Source organism: Roseburia zhanii (assembly GCF_014287635.1).
GTDB classification, from domain to species: Bacteria; Bacillota; Clostridia; order Lachnospirales; family Lachnospiraceae; genus Roseburia_B; species Roseburia_B zhanii.
The window spans coordinates 58374-75556 of the sequence record NZ_JACOPH010000004.1 but is presented as its reverse complement, the minus strand read 5'-3'; the positions used below and the strand labels follow the sequence as shown (position 1 = coordinate 75556).

The 17183-nt window shown below is 41.0% G+C and carries 14 protein-coding genes; 13 read left to right on the top strand and 1 reads right to left on the bottom strand.

Going from position 1 to position 17183, the window contains the following annotated elements:
• Positions 1 to 92: 92 nt before the first annotated feature.
• Positions 93 to 1781 (bottom strand): methyl-accepting chemotaxis protein, encoded by a 1689-nt coding sequence (locus H8S17_RS06710; protein WP_186866700.1) that lies wholly within the window; start codon positions 1779 to 1781, stop codon positions 93 to 95.
• Positions 1782 to 2083: 302 nt separating this feature from the next.
• Between H8S17_RS06710 and nrdD the strand changes: the two genes are divergently transcribed.
• The 13 genes from nrdD to H8S17_RS06645 all read left to right on the top strand — a co-directional run bounded on the left by nrdD (position 2084) and on the right by H8S17_RS06645 (position 17177).
• The gene (gene nrdD / locus H8S17_RS06705; protein ID WP_186866699.1) at positions 2084 to 4246 is read left to right on the top strand and encodes an anaerobic ribonucleoside-triphosphate reductase; all 2163 of its coding nucleotides are present in this window, start codon (positions 2084 to 2086) and stop codon (positions 4244 to 4246) included.
• Positions 4247 to 4333: 87 nt separating this feature from the next.
• The gene (locus tag H8S17_RS06700) at positions 4334 to 6382 is read left to right on the top strand and encodes a DHH family phosphoesterase (protein ID WP_186866698.1); all 2049 of its coding nucleotides are present in this window, start codon (positions 4334 to 4336) and stop codon (positions 6380 to 6382) included.
• A complete protein-coding gene (rplI, locus tag H8S17_RS06695) occupies positions 6379 to 6825 on the top strand; it encodes a 50S ribosomal protein L9 (RefSeq protein ID WP_178051403.1) in 447 nt (148 codons plus the stop codon). Before H8S17_RS06700 ends, rplI begins: the two co-directional genes overlap by 4 nt.
• Positions 6826 to 6840: 15 nt before the next feature.
• Positions 6841 to 8172 carry a replicative DNA helicase gene (dnaB, locus tag H8S17_RS06690; RefSeq protein WP_178051402.1) on the top strand — a complete coding sequence of 444 codons (1332 nt, stop codon included), beginning with the start codon at positions 6841 to 6843 and terminating at the stop codon, positions 8170 to 8172.
• A gap of 141 nt (positions 8173 to 8313) precedes the next feature.
• The gene (locus tag H8S17_RS06685) at positions 8314 to 8940 is read left to right on the top strand and encodes a MerR family transcriptional regulator (RefSeq protein WP_186866697.1); all 627 of its coding nucleotides are present in this window, start codon (positions 8314 to 8316) and stop codon (positions 8938 to 8940) included.
• Between the two features lie 288 nt (positions 8941 to 9228).
• Positions 9229 to 10053, top strand: a complete 825-nt coding sequence (locus H8S17_RS06680) for a class B sortase (protein ID WP_186866696.1) — start codon at positions 9229 to 9231, stop codon at positions 10051 to 10053.
• Between the two features lie 21 nt (positions 10054 to 10074).
• Entirely contained in the window at positions 10075 to 11160 is a 1086-nt protein-coding gene (locus H8S17_RS06675) for an LCP family protein (protein ID WP_186866695.1), read from the top strand.
• A 71-nt stretch (positions 11161 to 11231) separates the two neighbouring features.
• Positions 11232 to 11912, top strand: coding sequence for a hypothetical protein (locus H8S17_RS06670; RefSeq protein WP_186866694.1), 681 nt, complete (start codon positions 11232 to 11234; stop codon positions 11910 to 11912).
• A gap of 122 nt (positions 11913 to 12034) precedes the next feature.
• Positions 12035 to 13180 carry a glycosyltransferase family 4 protein gene (locus H8S17_RS06665; RefSeq protein ID WP_186866693.1) on the top strand — a complete coding sequence of 382 codons (1146 nt, stop codon included), beginning with the start codon at positions 12035 to 12037 and terminating at the stop codon, positions 13178 to 13180.
• 36 nt (positions 13181 to 13216) lie between these two features.
• Positions 13217 to 14110, top strand: a complete 894-nt coding sequence (locus tag H8S17_RS06660; RefSeq protein WP_186866692.1) for a glycosyltransferase family 2 protein — start codon at positions 13217 to 13219, stop codon at positions 14108 to 14110.
• The gene (locus H8S17_RS06655; RefSeq protein WP_186866691.1) at positions 14049 to 15431 is read left to right on the top strand and encodes a hypothetical protein; all 1383 of its coding nucleotides are present in this window, start codon (positions 14049 to 14051) and stop codon (positions 15429 to 15431) included. The genes H8S17_RS06660 and H8S17_RS06655 overlap by 62 nt, the downstream gene beginning before the upstream one ends.
• The gene (locus H8S17_RS06650; protein WP_186866690.1) at positions 15406 to 16182 is read left to right on the top strand and encodes an ABC transporter permease; all 777 of its coding nucleotides are present in this window, start codon (positions 15406 to 15408) and stop codon (positions 16180 to 16182) included. Before H8S17_RS06655 ends, H8S17_RS06650 begins: the two co-directional genes overlap by 26 nt.
• A 2-nt stretch (positions 16183 to 16184) precedes the next feature.
• Entirely contained in the window at positions 16185 to 17177 is a 993-nt protein-coding gene (locus H8S17_RS06645) for an ABC transporter ATP-binding protein (protein WP_330595655.1), read from the top strand.
• The last annotated feature ends 6 nt before the right edge of the window (positions 17178 to 17183 follow it).

Genomic DNA, 17183 nt, shown 5'->3' with positions numbered 1-17183 from the left:
TTTTTCCTATAAAAAACTTCCTATCTGATTATATCAGTAGGAAGTTTTTTAATAGGGTATATCCATTTTATATAGGAAATTAAAAACACATTCTACTCCAACGTAAAATGATGCACAATATCCTGTAAATGATCTGTATAATTGTGGCACTGTGAAACCATTTCATGTGTATTTCCGGTTTTTTCAACCATGTCACTTGTCTTTTCAGCAATATCCGTAACACCTAAGGAAGATTCTCCAACCGTATCATTGATACCATTTAAAGCATTCGCAATCGTATCGATTGCAGTAGAAAGAGAAGATATCGAACTTTCGACCGTATTCATGCTGGTTTTGAATACATTCGCATCTTCGTGATACTGTTCACTGACCTGTTCAAATTCTTTGTATTCGGTAAGAACCGTCTTTTCAAGGAAGTTCGTTGTATATTCTAAACATTCTGACATATGTTCTACGGCTGTATTTACTTCATTGACAATATTACCGATATCGGAAATCGCTTTTGAAGTCTGGTCTGCTAAGCTGCCGATCTCGGTTGCAACAACGGCAAATCCACGACCTGCTTCACCGGCATGGGCAGCTTCGATCGAAGCATTGAGTGCTAATAAACCGGTCTGTGAAGAAATCTCCATGATCGTTCCGGATAATTCGTTGATCTTTTCCACTGCTTTTGATCCTGCGATTGCAGCATCTGCTTTTTCTTTTACCGTCTGGTAAGTTGTCAGCGTAGCATGGCTTGCAGCAACCGTTTTCTTGCGGAGTTCTTCAGCACGATCCATGATCTCGTCAGATGTTTTCGCACCGTTTACTGCCATTGTTGTAATCTCGTCAGCGTTGATCTTGATGTCATTGATGTGTTCATTGATCGTAGCAGTTGTGGCAGCAGTTTCTTCCATGCCGGCTGCTAATTCTTCGCTGGTAGCTGAGTTATCGGAACACATATTATCAACGGTATTTGTGATCTGCTGTAATTGATTGATATTTCCGGTGATCTGTGTGCTTGCTTCATCGATATAATGTATCATATCGCGGAGGTTTTTACGCATCTTCCGGACAGAACGAGCCATTTCACCGGTTTCGTCTTTACGTTTACAGAGTTTAGAGCTCCATGGATTATGTCTGAAGTTTAGATCAGCAGTATCATTAATAATATCTGTAAGACGTTTGATGGAAAAGCAGAGAAAATGACTGAACAGATATACGGCAATAATGCAGATGAGCGTGATCAGCAGGGAAGAGAGGATCATTTTTATCCGCATGGCATTTACCGGTGCAAGTATTTCAGACTGGTCAGCCGATATCACAATGATTTCCTTCTGGTTAGTAATTGCATATGCGGCATATTTCATGGTACCGTTAAAATTATACAGAGCAACATCATCCTCAGGGATTGTGCCGGATGCAAGTTGTGACACAACATTCAGGATTATAGAATTTTCTACAGGTTTTCCGATCTTGTCTGCAGTAGGATGATAAAGCATGATCCCATCTGAAGAAACCAGATATGCGTAAGAAGATTCAATCCCTTTCATATGGATATTACCAAGAAATTGGGCATAATCAGCAGTGTTCTCATCTTTGCCCATCGATTCAATGATTTCTGCAGAAGTTTCAGCAAGGCTGTAGATATAGTTTTCGTTTGTTGATAAAAGGGCAGATTTCGAAGATGTTTCGGCATTGATCAGACTGACAAGCTGGGATAATAATATGACAGCTACTGTAACGAGTGTGATCTTAGCAGAAATGGAGTGTAAGAAGTTTTTGTTTTTTTCCTTTTTCATAATGTAGTTCTCCTGTTTTGTATGATGTACCTGTAGAGCAGTTCTTTTTAGAAAAGTACGGGAGTACATGGTGCGGATTAATATGTTACATACCTATAATTTATCACATATAGAAACGAATGAAAAGAGTTACTGTTCACTTCGTGAGCAGTAACTGGTGATTTTTGCATGAAAGTTCGCTTTGCGAAGCAAAAATCACCACCTGAATCAATTTGCTCATTGATACTTTTGTTTGGGTTGCTATTTTGATATGATACGTGATACAATACATTCAAATTGCATTTTTATTGGGAGGCAGTACGGTGAAGATTATAAAAAGATGTGGGGAAGAGGTAGAATTTGATATCACGAAGATCATTTCTGCTGTTCATAAGGCAAACAGGGAAGTGCAGCCGGGTGAACGACTGACAACCGAACAGATCCAGAAGATCGCACGGAATGTAGAGGAGATCTGCAGAGCATCAATCCGCTCTATGAATGTAGAAGAGATACAGGATGCTGTGGAAGATGAGATCATGGCGGCAGATGCTTTTCATGTGGCAAGGGCGTATATTACTTACCGTTATAAACGTCAGTTAGTCCGTCAGTCAAATACGACAGACGGCCAGATCATGACGATCATTGAGAGCCAGAATGAAGAAGCAAAGCAGGAAAACTCTAACAAGAATCCGCTTTTGGCATCGACACAGCGTGACTATATGGCAGGAGAAGTCAGCAAAGATATTACCAGACGTTTTTTACTCCCGCCGGATGTATGGGAGGCGCATGAGAAAGGTCTGATCCATTTCCATGATGCTGATTATTTTGCACAGCATATCCACAACTGCTGTCTGGTCAATTTAGATGATATGCTCCAGAATGGGACTGTGATCAGTGAAACGAAGATCGACAGACCGAATTCTTTTTCAGTTGCCTGTACAGTTGCATCACAGATCATTGCACAGGTTGCATCGAGCCAGTATGGCGGGCAGTCGATCAGTGCATACCATCTTTCTAAGTTTGTAGGGGCATCGAGAAAGAAATTCCGTAAGGAAGTTGAAGAAGAATTTAAAGATGCCGGGATCAATGCCACAAAAGAGCAGATCTATAAAGTGGCAGAAGAACGTGTGGAAAAGGATATTGATAAGGGAGTACAGACGATCCAGTATCAGGTCGTAACATTGATGACCACAAATGGACAGGCTCCGTTTATCACATTATTCATGTATTTAGATGAAGCACCGGAAGGACAGGAACGGGACGACCTTGCAATGGTTGTCCGTGCCATTTTAAACCAGAGGATACTCGGTGTGAAAAATGAGCAGGGTGTCTATATCACACCGGCATTCCCGAAGCTGATCTATGTATTAGATGAGGACAATATCACAGAAGGAAGCCCATATTGGGATGTTACCCGTCTTGCGGCGGAATGTACGGCTAAGAGAATGGTGCCGGATTACATATCTGCTAAGATCATGAAGGAATTAAAAGAAGGAAATGTCTATACCTGCATGGGCTGCCGTTCTTTCCTTACTGTTTATAAAGATGAAACAGACCGGTATAAGTTTTACGGAAGATTTAATCAGGGTGTCTGCACGATCAATCTTGTAGATGTTGCCTGTTCTTCCCAAGGGGATTTTGATGCGTTCTGGAAGATATTTGATGAACGGTTAGAATTGTGTTATAAAGCATTGATGGCAAGACATAACCGTCTGATGGGAACAAAATCTGACATAGCCCCGATCTTATGGCAGAATGGTGCATTGGCACGTTTGAAAAAAGGAGAAACTATCGACAAACTTCTGATGAATGGATATTCGACGATCTCCTTAGGATATGCAGGATTGTGTGAATGTGTACATTATATGACAGGCAGGAATCATACAGATCCGGCTGCAACACCATTTGCATTAGAAGTCATGCAGCATTTGAATGATGCATGTGCGAAATGGAAAGAAAAAGAACATATTGATTTTTCGGTATATGGAACACCGTTAGAGTCAACGACGTATAAATTTGCAAAGAATCTGCAGAAGCGGTTTGGCATTATCGAAGGAGTGACGGATAAGAATTACATTACAAATTCCTATCATGTGCATGTCACAGAAGAAATCGATGCATTCCGGAAGCTGACATTTGAAGCACAATTCCAGAAACTTTCCCCGGGTGGTGCGATCAGCTATGTGGAAGTACCGGATATGAAAGATAATATTCCGGCAGTACTTGCGGTCATGCAGCACATTTATGAGAATATCATGTATGCTGAATTGAACACAAAAAGTGACTATTGCAGTAACTGCGGATATGACGGTGAGATCGGGATCATTACAGATGAGCATGGAAAATTAGTCTGGGAATGTCCAAATTGCGGAAACAGGGATCAGAATACGATGAGTGTTGCAAGACGTACCTGCGGTTATATCGGAACGCAGTACTGGAATCAGGGTAGAACGCAGGAGATCAAGGAGCGTGTGCTTCACCTGTAATGTAAAAATACTTTAACTCTGTTATGAAAAATGCTATAATCCATATGGTATATCAGATATAGAGAGGACTTAGCAAGCGGAGGAAACATGAAACAGAATTTAAAATTAAAAGGCAGACTGCGGAATTATCTATATCTGCCATTATATTTGACGATTCTTTTAGTGCTTTTAAATATTCCTATTTATTTTTTTGATAAAAGAGCCGGAGGGATGGTGACAGCATTTCTTTTGGTCTATTTTGTATGTGTATTGATGGTATTTTTGCGGAATAAGCCGGTATTGACAAGAGAAATGATCAATTTTGCCACGCAGTATGCAACTGTACAGAAGCGGCTTCTGAATAATTTTGAAGTGCCCTATGCTCTTTTAGATGTAAATGGAAGGATCTTATGGCTGAATAAGAAGTTTGCAGAAGTTACCGGAAAAGGAAAAGAGTATCATAAGTCCATTTTCAGTATTTTTCCATCGATCACAAAAGAACAGCTTATGAAAGAAGAAAACGAAGCCAGTTTTCAAGTTGTATGGGAAGATAAGATCTTTCGGGCAGAAACGAACCGCATTTATTTTGAGTCGATGACAGAGGAGAGCAACATTGTAGAAGCAGAAGAAAAAGAGCAGTATCTTCTTGCCTTGTATCTGTTCGACGAAACGGAGTTAAACCACTATATCAAAGAGAACGCAGACCAGAAACTTGTAGCAGCATTAGTCTATATCGATAACTATGAAGAAGCATTAGACAGTATCGAAGATGTAAAGCGTTCCCTGTTAGTCGCATTAGTTGACAGAAAGGTCAATAATTATTTTTCAGAAGTCGATGCATTAGTGCGTAAGACAGAGAAAGACAAGTATTTCGTCGTTTTCAAATACAAATACTTAGCACAGCTTGAAGAAGATAAGTTCAGTCTGATCGAAGACGTTAAGAGTGTCAAGGTCGGAAATGAAATGGCTGTCACCTTAAGTATCGGTGTCGGCATCAATGGAGATAATTATATCAATAATTCTGAATACAGCCGTATGGCGATCGACCTTGCCTTAGGCCGCGGTGGCGACCAGGTTGTTGTCAAAGAAGGTGAACAGGTATCTTATTACGGTGGTAAATCTAAGACAGTAGAGAAGAATACCCGTGTCAAAGCGAGAGTCAAGGCTCATGCGTTAAGGGAAACTTTAGAGAGCCGTGATAATGTCATGATCATGGGACATCATATCAGTGATGTTGATTCGTTTGGTGCAGCGATCGGTATTTACTGTGCAGCGAGGGTTCTTGGCAAGAAAGCGCAGATCGTATTAAATGAAGTCACATCTTCCCTACGTCCGTTAAAGGAATGTTTTACACCGGATAAGGGATATCCGGAAGATCTTTTTGTCAACAGCGAGCGTGCGATGGAGATCTTAAATCGGAATACGTTAGTCATGGTCGTAGATACAAACCGTCCGAACTATACGGAGTGTCCGCAGTTATTAGAGCGCGGCAATGCAATCGTGGTATTTGACCATCACAGACAGGGCAATGAAGTGATCCGTAATCCGATCTTATCTTATATTGAGCCATATGCATCCTCTACCTGTGAGATGATTGCAGAGGTATTGCAGTATTTTACGGAAAATATCAAATTAGAAGCCTGCGAAGCCGACTGTATCTATGCGGGTATTCTGATCGATACAAATAATTTTATGACGAAAACAGGCGTGCGTACATTTGAGGCAGCAGCTTATCTGCGCAGATGCGGTGCAGAAGTGACGAGAGTCCGTAAGTTACTGCGGAACGATATGGCATCTTATAAGATGCGGGCAGAGATCGTACGTCATGCAGAAGTATACAGAGGTGCATTTGCCATTTCCATGTGTCCGGGCAAGGTAGACAGCCCGACGATCGTAGGTGCACAGGCAGCAGATGAATTGTTAAATATCGTAGGGATCAAGGCCTCTTTTGTCTTGACAGAATATCAGGGCAGGATCTTTATCAGTTCAAGATCGATCGATGAGATCAATGTACAGCTTATCATGGAACGTTTAGGCGGCGGTGGTCATCTGAACGTAGCCGGAGCACAGTTAGCAGATTGTACGTTATCAGAAGCAAAAGTAAAATTACAGGATACAATAGATGAAATGCTTGAGGAAGGAGAAATCGAACTATGAAAGTAATCTTATTAGAAGATGTGAAATCATTAGGAAAAAAAGGTGAAGTTGTAAATGCAAATGATGCATACGCAAGAAACGTACTTTTCAGTAAAAAATTAGCTGTTGAAGCCAATAATAAAAACTTAAATGATCTGAAATTACAGAATAAACACCATCAGAAAGTAGAAGAAGAAAATCTTGAAGCTGCAAAAGAATTAGCAAAGAAATTAGAAGATTTAAAAGTCGAAGTGAAGATAAAAACAGGGGAGGGCGGAAAAACGTTTGGTTCTGTTTCTACAAAAGAAATCTCTGCCGCTGCTAAAGCACAGTTAGGTCTTGATCTTGATAAGAAGAAGATGCAGTTAGAAGAATCCATAAAAACTCTCGGTACCCACGAAGTACCGATCCGTCTTCATGCAAAAGTAACCGGTATTTTACGGGTACATGTCAGTGGAGAATAAAAGTAAGGAAGAATCATGGAAGAAACTCTGATAAAAAGGATCATGCCAAACAGCCTTGAGGCAGAACAGTCTGTCATCGGTTCGATGATCATGGATAAAGAAGCAATCGTTGTATCGATGGAAATTCTCATACAGGAGGATTTTTATCATCAGCAGTATGGACTGTTATTTCAGGCAATGGTGGAATTATATAATGCCGGACAGCCGGTCGATCTTGTGACATTGCAGGATAAGTTAAAGGCAATGAATGTGCCGGCAGAAGTCAGCAGTCTGGAATTTGTAAGAGATCTGATCACGTCCGTACCGACTTCTGCGAATGTGAAGTCATACGCCCAGATCGTAAAAGACAAATCCGTCTTAAGACGTCTGATCAAAGTAACTGAAGAAATTGAAAATCAGTGTTATGCCGGTGTGGGAGAATTAGAGGATATTCTTGCAGATACCGAAAAGAGTATATTTAATCTGCTCCAGAATCGAGGGGGCGGAGATTATGTACCAATCAAGGAAGTTGTTTTAAATGCTTTAGAGAAAATAGAAAAAGCATCTAAGACACAGGGCAATGTTACCGGTATACCGACCGGATTTGTTGACCTTGATTATAAAATGTCCGGTTTACAGCCATCGGATTTTATTTTAGTTGCGGCAAGACCATCTATGGGAAAAACGGCATTTGTATTAAATATCGCACAATATGTGGCATTCCATGAAGATATGGCAACTGCGATCTTTAGTCTGGAAATGTCAAAGGAACAGTTAGTAAACCGACTGTTTTCGTTAGAGTCCCGCGTAGATGCACAGATACTCCGATCCGGTAATCTAAGTGACGGTGACTGGGAGAAGCTGATCGAAGGTGCCGGAGTCATTGGTAAGTCACATTTACTGATCGATGATACACCGGGTATCTCGATTTCAGAACTGAGAAGTAAATGCAGAAAATTTAAGTTAGAACATGATCTGAAACTGATCATCATCGACTACTTACAGTTGATGTCCGGTAATGGAACAAGAAGTGATTCCAGACAGCAGGAAATCTCAGATATATCAAGATCTCTAAAGGGACTTGCCAGAGAATTAAATGTTCCGGTTATTGCTTTATCACAGCTCAGCCGTGCGGTAGAACAGCGTCCTGACCACAGACCGATGCTTTCAGATCTTAGGGAGTCAGGAGCGATCGAGCAGGATGCCGACGTGGTTATGTTTATATACCGCGATGATTATTATAATAAAGATACCGATATGAAAAATATCGCAGAGATCATCATTGCAAAACAGAGAAACGGCCCGATCGGAACAGTCAATCTGGTATGGCTGCCGCAGTACACGAAATTCGCCAATATGGAGAAGTAGAAAATTGCAAAAAATGGCTGTTTGCTGGCATATGAGAGAACAGACATCATATAGTATTATGTCGAAACTGCCCGACCAAAATTCATTGCGAATCCGGCGATTCTCCTCTATAATAAGTAGGAGAGGAAGGAGGCAGTTCATTTGGACAAGCTACGCTATATGATTTCAGATGCCGCTAACATGGTGAAAGTAGAAGCACATGTACTGCGTTACTGGGAAGAAGAATTAGAACTTGAGATTCCGCGTAATGAAATGGGGCATCGCTATTATACGAAAGAAAACATACAGCAGTTCCTTAAGATAAAAGAGTTGAAAGAACAGGGTTACCAGTTAAAAGCAATCAAGATGGTGATCCAGAGTGGAAAAAATCCGGAAGAAGCCGCCGCACTGACATCGCAGGCTATGACAGAGAATTATGAACTTAGCCAGCCACAGCGGAATATGGCAGAAGCAAGACATGCATCTGCTGTTTCTAACGAGAAGGCTTATGAAGATAAAATGGCACAGTTCCGGCTGCTTATGAGCGGTATTGTAAAAGAGGCTCTGGCAGAAAATAATCAGGCACTCGGCAGAGAAGTCGGTGAGAATGTTGGTGACCGTGTCCTAAAAGAGATGAATTACCTGATGCGGGAGCAGGACGAACAGGAAGAAGAACGTTTCCGTAAGTTAGATACGGCAATCCGGGAATTAAATACAAGAAAGCTAAAAGGCAGTACGAAAAAGAAAGAGACGCACCGCCTGTTTGCGAAAAAAGAAGCAACTACATAAAAGAGATGAAGATAGGAGAGCTTCCACATTACAATATATGTGGAGGCTCTCCGTTACTGTTCAGACGCAAGCTTGAGTTACTGTTCACACCTAACAGTGTGACCAGCAACGGTTACAGCCCATTTAAAATGCCTCTACGAGGCAGAGCTGTAATCACACGATAGCTAACACTATGCCCGGTTTTATTGACAATGGATCGTAGTAGATGGTAAAATTATATATAATTTTAAGATGAGTTATACAATTTTCGTCTGACAGAAACAAAAGTCAGATGAGAGAGGAAGTTCTATGGAAAAGAAGAAAAAAGTCTGGCTGTATCTACTGATTATATTCGTGGTCATCGCATTAGCAGGGATCGTTTTGCTGTTATGGCAGGGACAGAGTGAAAAACAGGCGAAAGACACATTAGAGCAGACAGTGGAAGCAGTCAATGAACCGGTTGAAACAACAGAAGCTGTTCTGATACAGCAGGCAGAAACAGAAGATGCCTTACAAGGGATCGGGATACCGGAGAAGAATTTAGACTGGGCAGAACTTAAGGATCAGAACAAAGATATTTATGCATGGATCTATGTGCCGGGTACAGATGTAGATTATCCCATACTCCGGCATGAAACAGATAATGAATATTACTTAAATCACAATCTTGATGGCAGCGAAGGATTGCCGGGCTGTATCTATACAGAAGATTATAATTCCAAAGATTTCACAGATATCCATACAGTGATCAACGGTCACAATATCAGCAAAGGTGCAAGCAAGGGAATGATGTTTTCATCCCTGCATAATTTTGAAGACAAAGATTTCTTTGCAAAAGACAACTATATCTTTATTTATACACCGGATAAAGTACTTGTCTATCAGGTGTTCGCAGCATATGAGTATAGAGCGATCCACCTGTTGGATAATTTTGATTATACGAATGAATATGTGTATGCGGATTATTTAAAGCACATATATGAAACGACAGACAGAGTTGCAAATGTCAGAAATGACATTGCGGTTACGACAGAAGATAAGATACTAACCTTATCTACCTGTACCTCTGACCATGATTCGGACCTTCGTTTTTTAGTGACCGGTGTTTTGTTAAATAAAGATGCCGCAGAATAAGAGGATTTCAGGAGGAAACGGATGCTTGAACAGACAGATACAGTGAAGAAAAAGAAGATGAGTATCACCGCAACAGCTGTGCTCACGATCATCTGCATCATTGTAGTCATTGCAGGGATCGTTGTACTATTACGCAGCATGGGAAAAGAAAAAATGACAACACCCGCTGTCGTAACAGATAAGATCACAAATATCGGAGATAAAGCAGATGATCTAAAAGGGAATCAGATCTCATATAAGGATAAGATCTATGCATTGAATGAAGATCTGACAACAATCCTGGTGATGGGGATCGATGACGAAACCTATACAGAAGTCGGCGGCAATAGCTGGTCAGCAGAAGAAGGCAGTTATTACAATGGTGGACAGGCAGATGCATTATTTTTGATCCTGTTAAATCCGCACATGAAGAAAACAGATATCATAGCGATCAACCGGAATGCCATGGCGGATATAGATGTGTGGGATGAGACAGGAAATTACGAGGGCATTTTTAAAAAGCAGATCTGTTTACAGCATGGCTATGGATATGGTGGAACCGAAAGCTGTGAATATCAGGTCAAAGCCGTTTCCCGTATGTTCCATAATATTTCAATCGATGCCTATGCGGCGATCAGTATGGATGCGATACCGGAATTAAATGATGCAGTCGGTGGAATTGAGGTAGAGGTTTTAGATGATATCATTTATCCTGAATATGATATGAACTTACATCAGGGTGATGTTGTGACTTTATCCGGAGAAAAGGCATACTGGTACATAAGACTTCGGAATGAGAATGTATTTGATTCGAGTGAACAGCGTCTGCAAAGACAGAAACAATATCTGACAACATTTTTAGCAAAAGCAAAAAGTGCTTCGGTATCGGATGTAAGGACAGCGGCAAAATTATATAAGATCGCACAGAAATATATGGTCACAGATATTGATGCAGGCAGCTGTATCTATCTGGCAACGGAGGCATCCGGCTATACATTTGATATGGAAGATATCTATTCCCTGAAGGGAGAAACGATACAAGGCAACCGTTTTGAAGAATTTTATGTAGATGAGGATGCATTAGAGGAATTGATCGTAGAGCTCTTTTATGAGCCGGTCGAAAAATAAGATATCTCATTGGGGAACTATCCTTGATTTGATATAACCACATGGATAAGAGGAAAGGAGGAACTGAATATATGAAGAAAAAAGTTTTAGCAGTATTAAGTGCCATGATGGTACTTACGATGGGAACACTCACGGTATCAGCAGCAAGTCCTACAACAAGCACGGTGGAAGCAGCAGCGAGCGGACAGGCAGCAACAACATCTGTGAAAGTTCTTGCCACAGCAGCAGAATATGCAGCTGCAACCACAGCAGATGCCGGATATGATGTGGCAGCAGTTTCCGATACGATCGTATCAGCAGCGACAGTTGCAGCACAGAACAATCTGTTAAATGACGTTGCAGCAACAGGAAAACTGTTAAATAACAGCACATTGACACAGGCAGCAGCAGATCCGTCTAAAAAAGTTACGGCAGAGCTGCTTACTGTAGTAGAAGTCAATCCTGCATCAGCAGAAAAAGATGCAAATGGCAATTATGTAGTCACACTGAAACATACAGATATCAAGTCAGGTGATATGATTGCAGTACTGCATTACAACGGAACTTCATGGGATACGATCGCACCAGACAGCGTTGCAAGCGGAAAAGTGACATTTGCTACACCAAGCCTGTCACCGATCTCTATCGTAAAACTTGACGTTACGGATGTAAAAGCAGCACCAAAAACCGGAAATGCCGTACCGGCAGCAATGTTTGTTGTACTCATTGGTATCGCAGGTGCAGCAGTCTGCGGTAAGAAATATTTTGCATAATGATAATTTTCCAAATACTATGTGGTAAGTAAGGAGATCCGGAAAAACCGGCAGGTGAAATATCCTGCCGGTAATCTGGAAATTTGTAAGTGAAAAACACTTATATAAACAGGATATCTGATATGAAAAAAGTTTTGTTTGTAACAACAATCAGTGGTTTTCTGCCACAGTTTGAAAAAAATGATACGAAGATTTTAAAAGAGATGGGATTTGAGATCCATTATGCATCTAATTTTACAAATCCCATTTATACATTTGACAGGGAAGAATTATTAACACAGGGAATTATCACACATCAGATTGATATTGAAAAAAGTCCCACAAAATTCGTAAAAAATCAAAGAACCATAAAACAGATCAAAACGATTATTGATGAAAATAACATAGATATGGTGCATTGCCATAATCCGATGGGCGGCGTGACCGCACGTATGGCAGCAGCCATCAGCAAAAAAAAACCGTATGTGATCTATACGGCACATGGATTTCATTTTTATAAAGGAGCACCACTTTTAAACTGGATGTTATTTTATCTGGCAGAACGGATATTAGCCCATCTGACCGACCAGATCATTACGATCAACAGGGAAGATTATCTGCGGGCAGAGAGATTTCATTTGAAAAAAGGTGGAAAAGTATCGCAGATTCATGGTGTCGGTGTGGATAAGAACCGTTTTGCACCAAAAAAACAGATCGATCAGGAAAAACGAAAAGAACTAGGCATCCCGCAAGATGCCTTTCATATAGTAACAGCAGCAGAATTAAATCATAATAAGAACCAGAAAGTGATCATTGAAGCGGTCGCAAAACTGAAAAATCCGAAGATACATTATAGTATCTGTGGAAAAGGTACGAATGAAGCCGTCTTAAGAGCACTGATCCGGGAGCACCATTTAGAACAGCAGGTACATCTGTTAGGCTACCGGATGGATATGCCGGAAGTATTACAGACAGCGGACTGTTTTGCATTTCCTTCCTATCGGGAAGGTTTAGGTATTGCAGCGATCGAAGCATTGTTATGCGAAGTGCCATTGATCGTGGCAGATAACCGTGGAACCAGAGAGTATGCAAAAGAAGGAAAGAATGCACTCATCTGTCATGCCGGTGATACAGAAGCATTTGCAGAGGCGATCAGAAAGTTATATACAGATACAATACTGCGGATAGAGTTTTCTTCTGTGTGCAGAAAATCCGCACAGCCATTTACTATCGAAGAAGTAGAAAAGACCATGAAAAGCATTTATAAAGAGGCAGAGTCCCATCTGTAAGTGCCGCTGCAAAACAGAGAAAGAGAAGTGGACATTATGCAAAAACCAAAGATATCCGTCATTATGGGCGTATACAACCAATGGAATGTCACTGCACTGAAAAATGCAGTACGCTCCATCTTAGACCAGACATGGGAAGATTTTGAATTTATTATCTTTGATGATGGTTCACATCCTGATGCAGCAAAATATATCAAAGGACTAGCCGATCTCGATTCCCGTATACGGATCATCGGAGGGACAGAGAACAGAGGACTTGCACACAGCTTAAATGAGTGCATTCATTATGCGAATGGAATATACATTGCGCGTATGGATGCAGATGATATTTCACTCCCGATGCGTTTGGAAAAACAGTATCATTTCTTAGAGGAACACCCATTCTATGCGTGGTGTGGCTGTAATACGAAACTGTTTGACAGTCATGGAATATGGGGGATGCGCATAATGCCGGAAATGCCACAAAGAGAAGATTATCTGAAATATTCCCCCTATGTACATCCGTCGGTGATGTACCGTAGAGAGATCTTTGATAAGGAAAGTGGTTATTTAGAATCAGAAGAAACGCTCCGGTGTGAAGATTATGAGATCTTTATGCGGTTTGCAGAAAAAGGATTAAAAGGCTATAACTTACAGGAAACCTTGTTTTGTTACAGGGAAGAATTCGCAAGCTACCGAAAGAGAACTTTTCATTTCCGTTGTAATGAAGCAAAGATCCGTTACCGGAATTTCAAAAAAATGGGATTGTTATTTCCGTTTGGCTGGCTGTATGTGATCCGTCCGATCATAGGAAGCCTGCTTCCGGCATCTGTGATCGCATTTGTGAAAAAAAGAGAAGCTGCGGCGGATCAGAAAAAGAGTGAAGAATATGAGCATGAACCAGCGGTTCGGACAGTATCGCAGTATACTTTCCCAAAGTCCACAACATGAAAGAGCCATAAAGGAATGTATCAGGCAGCAAAGCGGGTTAGATGATTATGATAAAATCTTTCTGCATGTATGTGCACCGGCAGCGGTGGAATATGTCAGATGGATATTAGAACAGGCAGAACATGACAAAATGAGGCGGCTGTATTTTCTGTCGCGGGATGGCTGGCTTTTTTATCAGTTAGCAGAGAAATTTGTCGAAAAATATAACTATCCGATAGAACTGCGTTATCTTCATGTATCGAGGTATTCGATGAGAAGTGCAGGCTATCATCTGATAGGAGAGGACTGCTTAGATAAGATATGTGTCGGCATGATGGATGCGACTTTTGAGAAACTGATGAAGCAGGCATCATTGACCGATGCAGAAGCTTATGAGATCGCACAGCTTGCCGGATATGAACAGAGATACCGGCAGAAGCTAAGTTACCGGACAATCTTACAGTTGAAAGAAACATTAAGAGGGATACCGGAGTTTTTGGTATATGTCAGCGCTCATGCCAAAGCATGTTATGATACGGCTGTGTCCTATCTGAAACAGGAAGGATTGTTTGATGCGGTTTCCTATGCGGTTGTAGACAGCGGATGGATGGGAACCTTAAAGCAGAGCATGGAACTTTTGACCGGACGTCCGGTGATGGGATATTATTTTGGATTGTATGAATATCCCAAGGGTGCAGATATATCTGATTATAAGGCATTTTATTTTCAGCCGGATTCTCATTTGAAAAGAAAAGTATATTTTTCAAACTGTCTGTTTGAAGCCATATTTTCTTCACCGGAACAGATGGTAGTACGATATGAATCGGAAAAATCTCCAGATGACGGGAAGTCTTATCGACCAGTGGGCTGTGGCAACAGCAATCCGAATACAGAGAAAATGAAGCGGAATTTGCTACTCTTAGGACAGTATGCAGATGCATATCTAAAGACAGTACAAACAGATGACGGATCAGGCGGTCAGGCTGGCATGATCTACCGGTTATTCCATCTGTTTATGGGACGGCCGGAGCCAAGAGAAGCAGAAGTATTTGGGGCATTAAAGTTTTGCGATGATATGCTAGAATCGAAGCTGATTCCATTAGCAGAGGCATTTTTAGCAGAGGAGATTACAGAACGCAGTTTTATCAACCGGATGCTCATTAAGATGAATATCAGAAAAAAAGCATTCCCTGAAAGTGCATGGCCGGAAGGTTCGGTTGTATTATATGGAAAGCGGATCAGCTGCCATCTTTTTTGGGAATATCTATATAAATATGTAATGTATATGAGAAAGGCAGCAGGCAAAGGTAAGAAGCATGAGAGAAACGATAAGTACCATTAGACAATATGTATTTGTCATTCGTGAATTGACAGCAAGGGAGATCAAGCGGAAATATGCCCGCAGTTCGTTAGGCATTATCTGGAGCGTGTTAAGTCCCCTGCTTTTTATGGTAGTCTTGTCCTTAGTCTTTTCGACCATGTTTAAGCGTTCCATAGAGAATTATCCGATTTATTATCTGACAGGGCAGATCTTGTGGACGATGTACGGTGGAGCGACAAATGCTTCGATGACGGCACTGACCGATAATAAAAGCCTGCTGATAAAGGCAAAACTTCCGAAACAGGTATTTATCTTATCAAGGATCTATACGTCACTTGTAAATTTTGGATTTACGTGTATTGCATATGTCCTAATGTTGTTCGTATTCCGGATCAAGCCAAGTGTTACGATGTTCTTATTTCCGTTAGATGTGCTTTTGATGCTGCTTTTTTCCATGGGTATCGGCTATATGCTTGCCATTGCCTATGTATTTTTTGCAGACATCAAATATCTGTATTCCGTATTTCTGACCTTACTCATGTATTTATCAGCCGTCTTTTATCCGATCACCTCTTTATCAGAGGGGATGCAGAAAGCAATCAGCTGCAATCCGATCTATGTATTTATCGCATTTGCAAGAACCTGTGTCATGTATGGAGAAGTGCCGGATACAGAGTTGTGGATAAAAGCTGTCTGCTGGAGTGTGGGAAGTTTTCTTGCCGGCTGGCTGGTATTTCGTAAAAATGAAAATCAAGTGATGAAAAAGGTATAAGGATGAAAATAGCAATGGTGATGGTGAAATTTAGTGTTTTCAATATCTATGTTGTCGGGATCGTAGGCGTTCTGCTCTTTATTTTAGCGGTGGAAGGCATTGTGCTCGGCATAAAGAAACTGGTTGAAAACAGAGAATTAAAAAAGCAGCAGGCACAAGCTGATGACATTAGAAAAGAAAAAAAACGGGCAGAAAAGAAGCCGTCCGTATCTATGATGCTGATCGAGGACAACTGGGATCATGCAGGAGAAAAGCCGGTGATCAAAGTAGAAGATGTGACGATGGAATTTCATTTATCTTCAAGCACTCCGTCAGGACTGAAAGATTATCTGATCCAGATGCTAAAAAGACAGATCACTTACCGAAAATTATATGCACTGTATCATGTCAGTTTTAATGTATACAAAGGTGAAGTCGTCGGCATTATCGGAACAAATGGTTCCGGTAAGAGTACGATTTTAAAAATTATTTCAGGAGCATTAAAGCCGACAAAAGGGAAAGTTTATGTGGATAAAAAGAAAATCCAGCTTTTAACGCTTGGAACAGGATTTGACGTGGAACTGACTGCAAGGGAAAATGTCTATCTGAATGGTTCGATCATCGGTTACAGCAGGAAGTTTTTAGATGAGCATTACGATGAGATTGTGGAGTTTGCAGAATTACAGGATTTTATGGAAGAAAAAGTGAAGAATTTTTCTTCCGGTATGGTCAGCCGTCTTGGATTTTCAATTGCAACAGCAGGCGATGCGGCAGAAATTCTGATCTTAGATGAAGTTTTAAGCGTCGGAGATGAATTTTTCAAAAAGAAAAGCCTAAAACGAGTCAAAGAGATGATCCATGGTGGTTCAACGGTTCTTATGGTTTCTCACAGTCTGCAGACGATCTTAGATAACTGTTCAAAAGTTGTCTGGATCGAGCAGGGAGAACTTCGGATGATCGGAGAACCGAAAACGGTCTGTGAGGCATACAGGAGTTCAAAAGCAGAAGGGGAATAGTATAAC

What these genes read in the sequence shown, in the direction of transcription:
- H8S17_RS06680 (WP_186866696.1), top strand. Translation starts at nt 9,229, where the DNA reads ATGGAAAAGAAGAAAAAAGTCTGGCTGTATCTACTGATTATATTCGTG.
- H8S17_RS06670 (WP_186866694.1), top strand. Translation starts at nt 11,232, where the DNA reads ATGAAGAAAAAAGTTTTAGCAGTATTAAGTGCCATGATGGTACTTACG.
- H8S17_RS06655 (WP_186866691.1), top strand. Translation starts at nt 14,049, where the DNA reads ATGAGCATGAACCAGCGGTTCGGACAGTATCGCAGTATACTTTCCCAA.
- H8S17_RS06645 (WP_330595655.1), top strand. Translation starts at nt 16,185, where the DNA reads ATGAAAATAGCAATGGTGATGGTGAAATTTAGTGTTTTCAATATCTAT.
- rplI (WP_178051403.1), top strand. Translation starts at nt 6,379, where the DNA reads ATGAAAGTAATCTTATTAGAAGATGTGAAATCATTAGGAAAAAAAGGT.
- dnaB (WP_178051402.1), top strand. Translation starts at nt 6,841, where the DNA reads ATGGAAGAAACTCTGATAAAAAGGATCATGCCAAACAGCCTTGAGGCA.
- H8S17_RS06665 (WP_186866693.1), top strand. Translation starts at nt 12,035, where the DNA reads ATGAAAAAAGTTTTGTTTGTAACAACAATCAGTGGTTTTCTGCCACAG.
- H8S17_RS06675 (WP_186866695.1), top strand. Translation starts at nt 10,075, where the DNA reads ATGCTTGAACAGACAGATACAGTGAAGAAAAAGAAGATGAGTATCACC.
- H8S17_RS06700 (WP_186866698.1), top strand. Translation starts at nt 4,334, where the DNA reads ATGAAACAGAATTTAAAATTAAAAGGCAGACTGCGGAATTATCTATAT.
- H8S17_RS06650 (WP_186866690.1), top strand. Translation starts at nt 15,406, where the DNA reads ATGAGAGAAACGATAAGTACCATTAGACAATATGTATTTGTCATTCGT.
- H8S17_RS06710 (WP_186866700.1), bottom strand. Translation starts at nt 1,781, where the DNA reads ATGAAAAAGGAAAAAAACAAAAACTTCTTACACTCCATTTCTGCTAAG.
- H8S17_RS06660 (WP_186866692.1), top strand. Translation starts at nt 13,217, where the DNA reads ATGCAAAAACCAAAGATATCCGTCATTATGGGCGTATACAACCAATGG.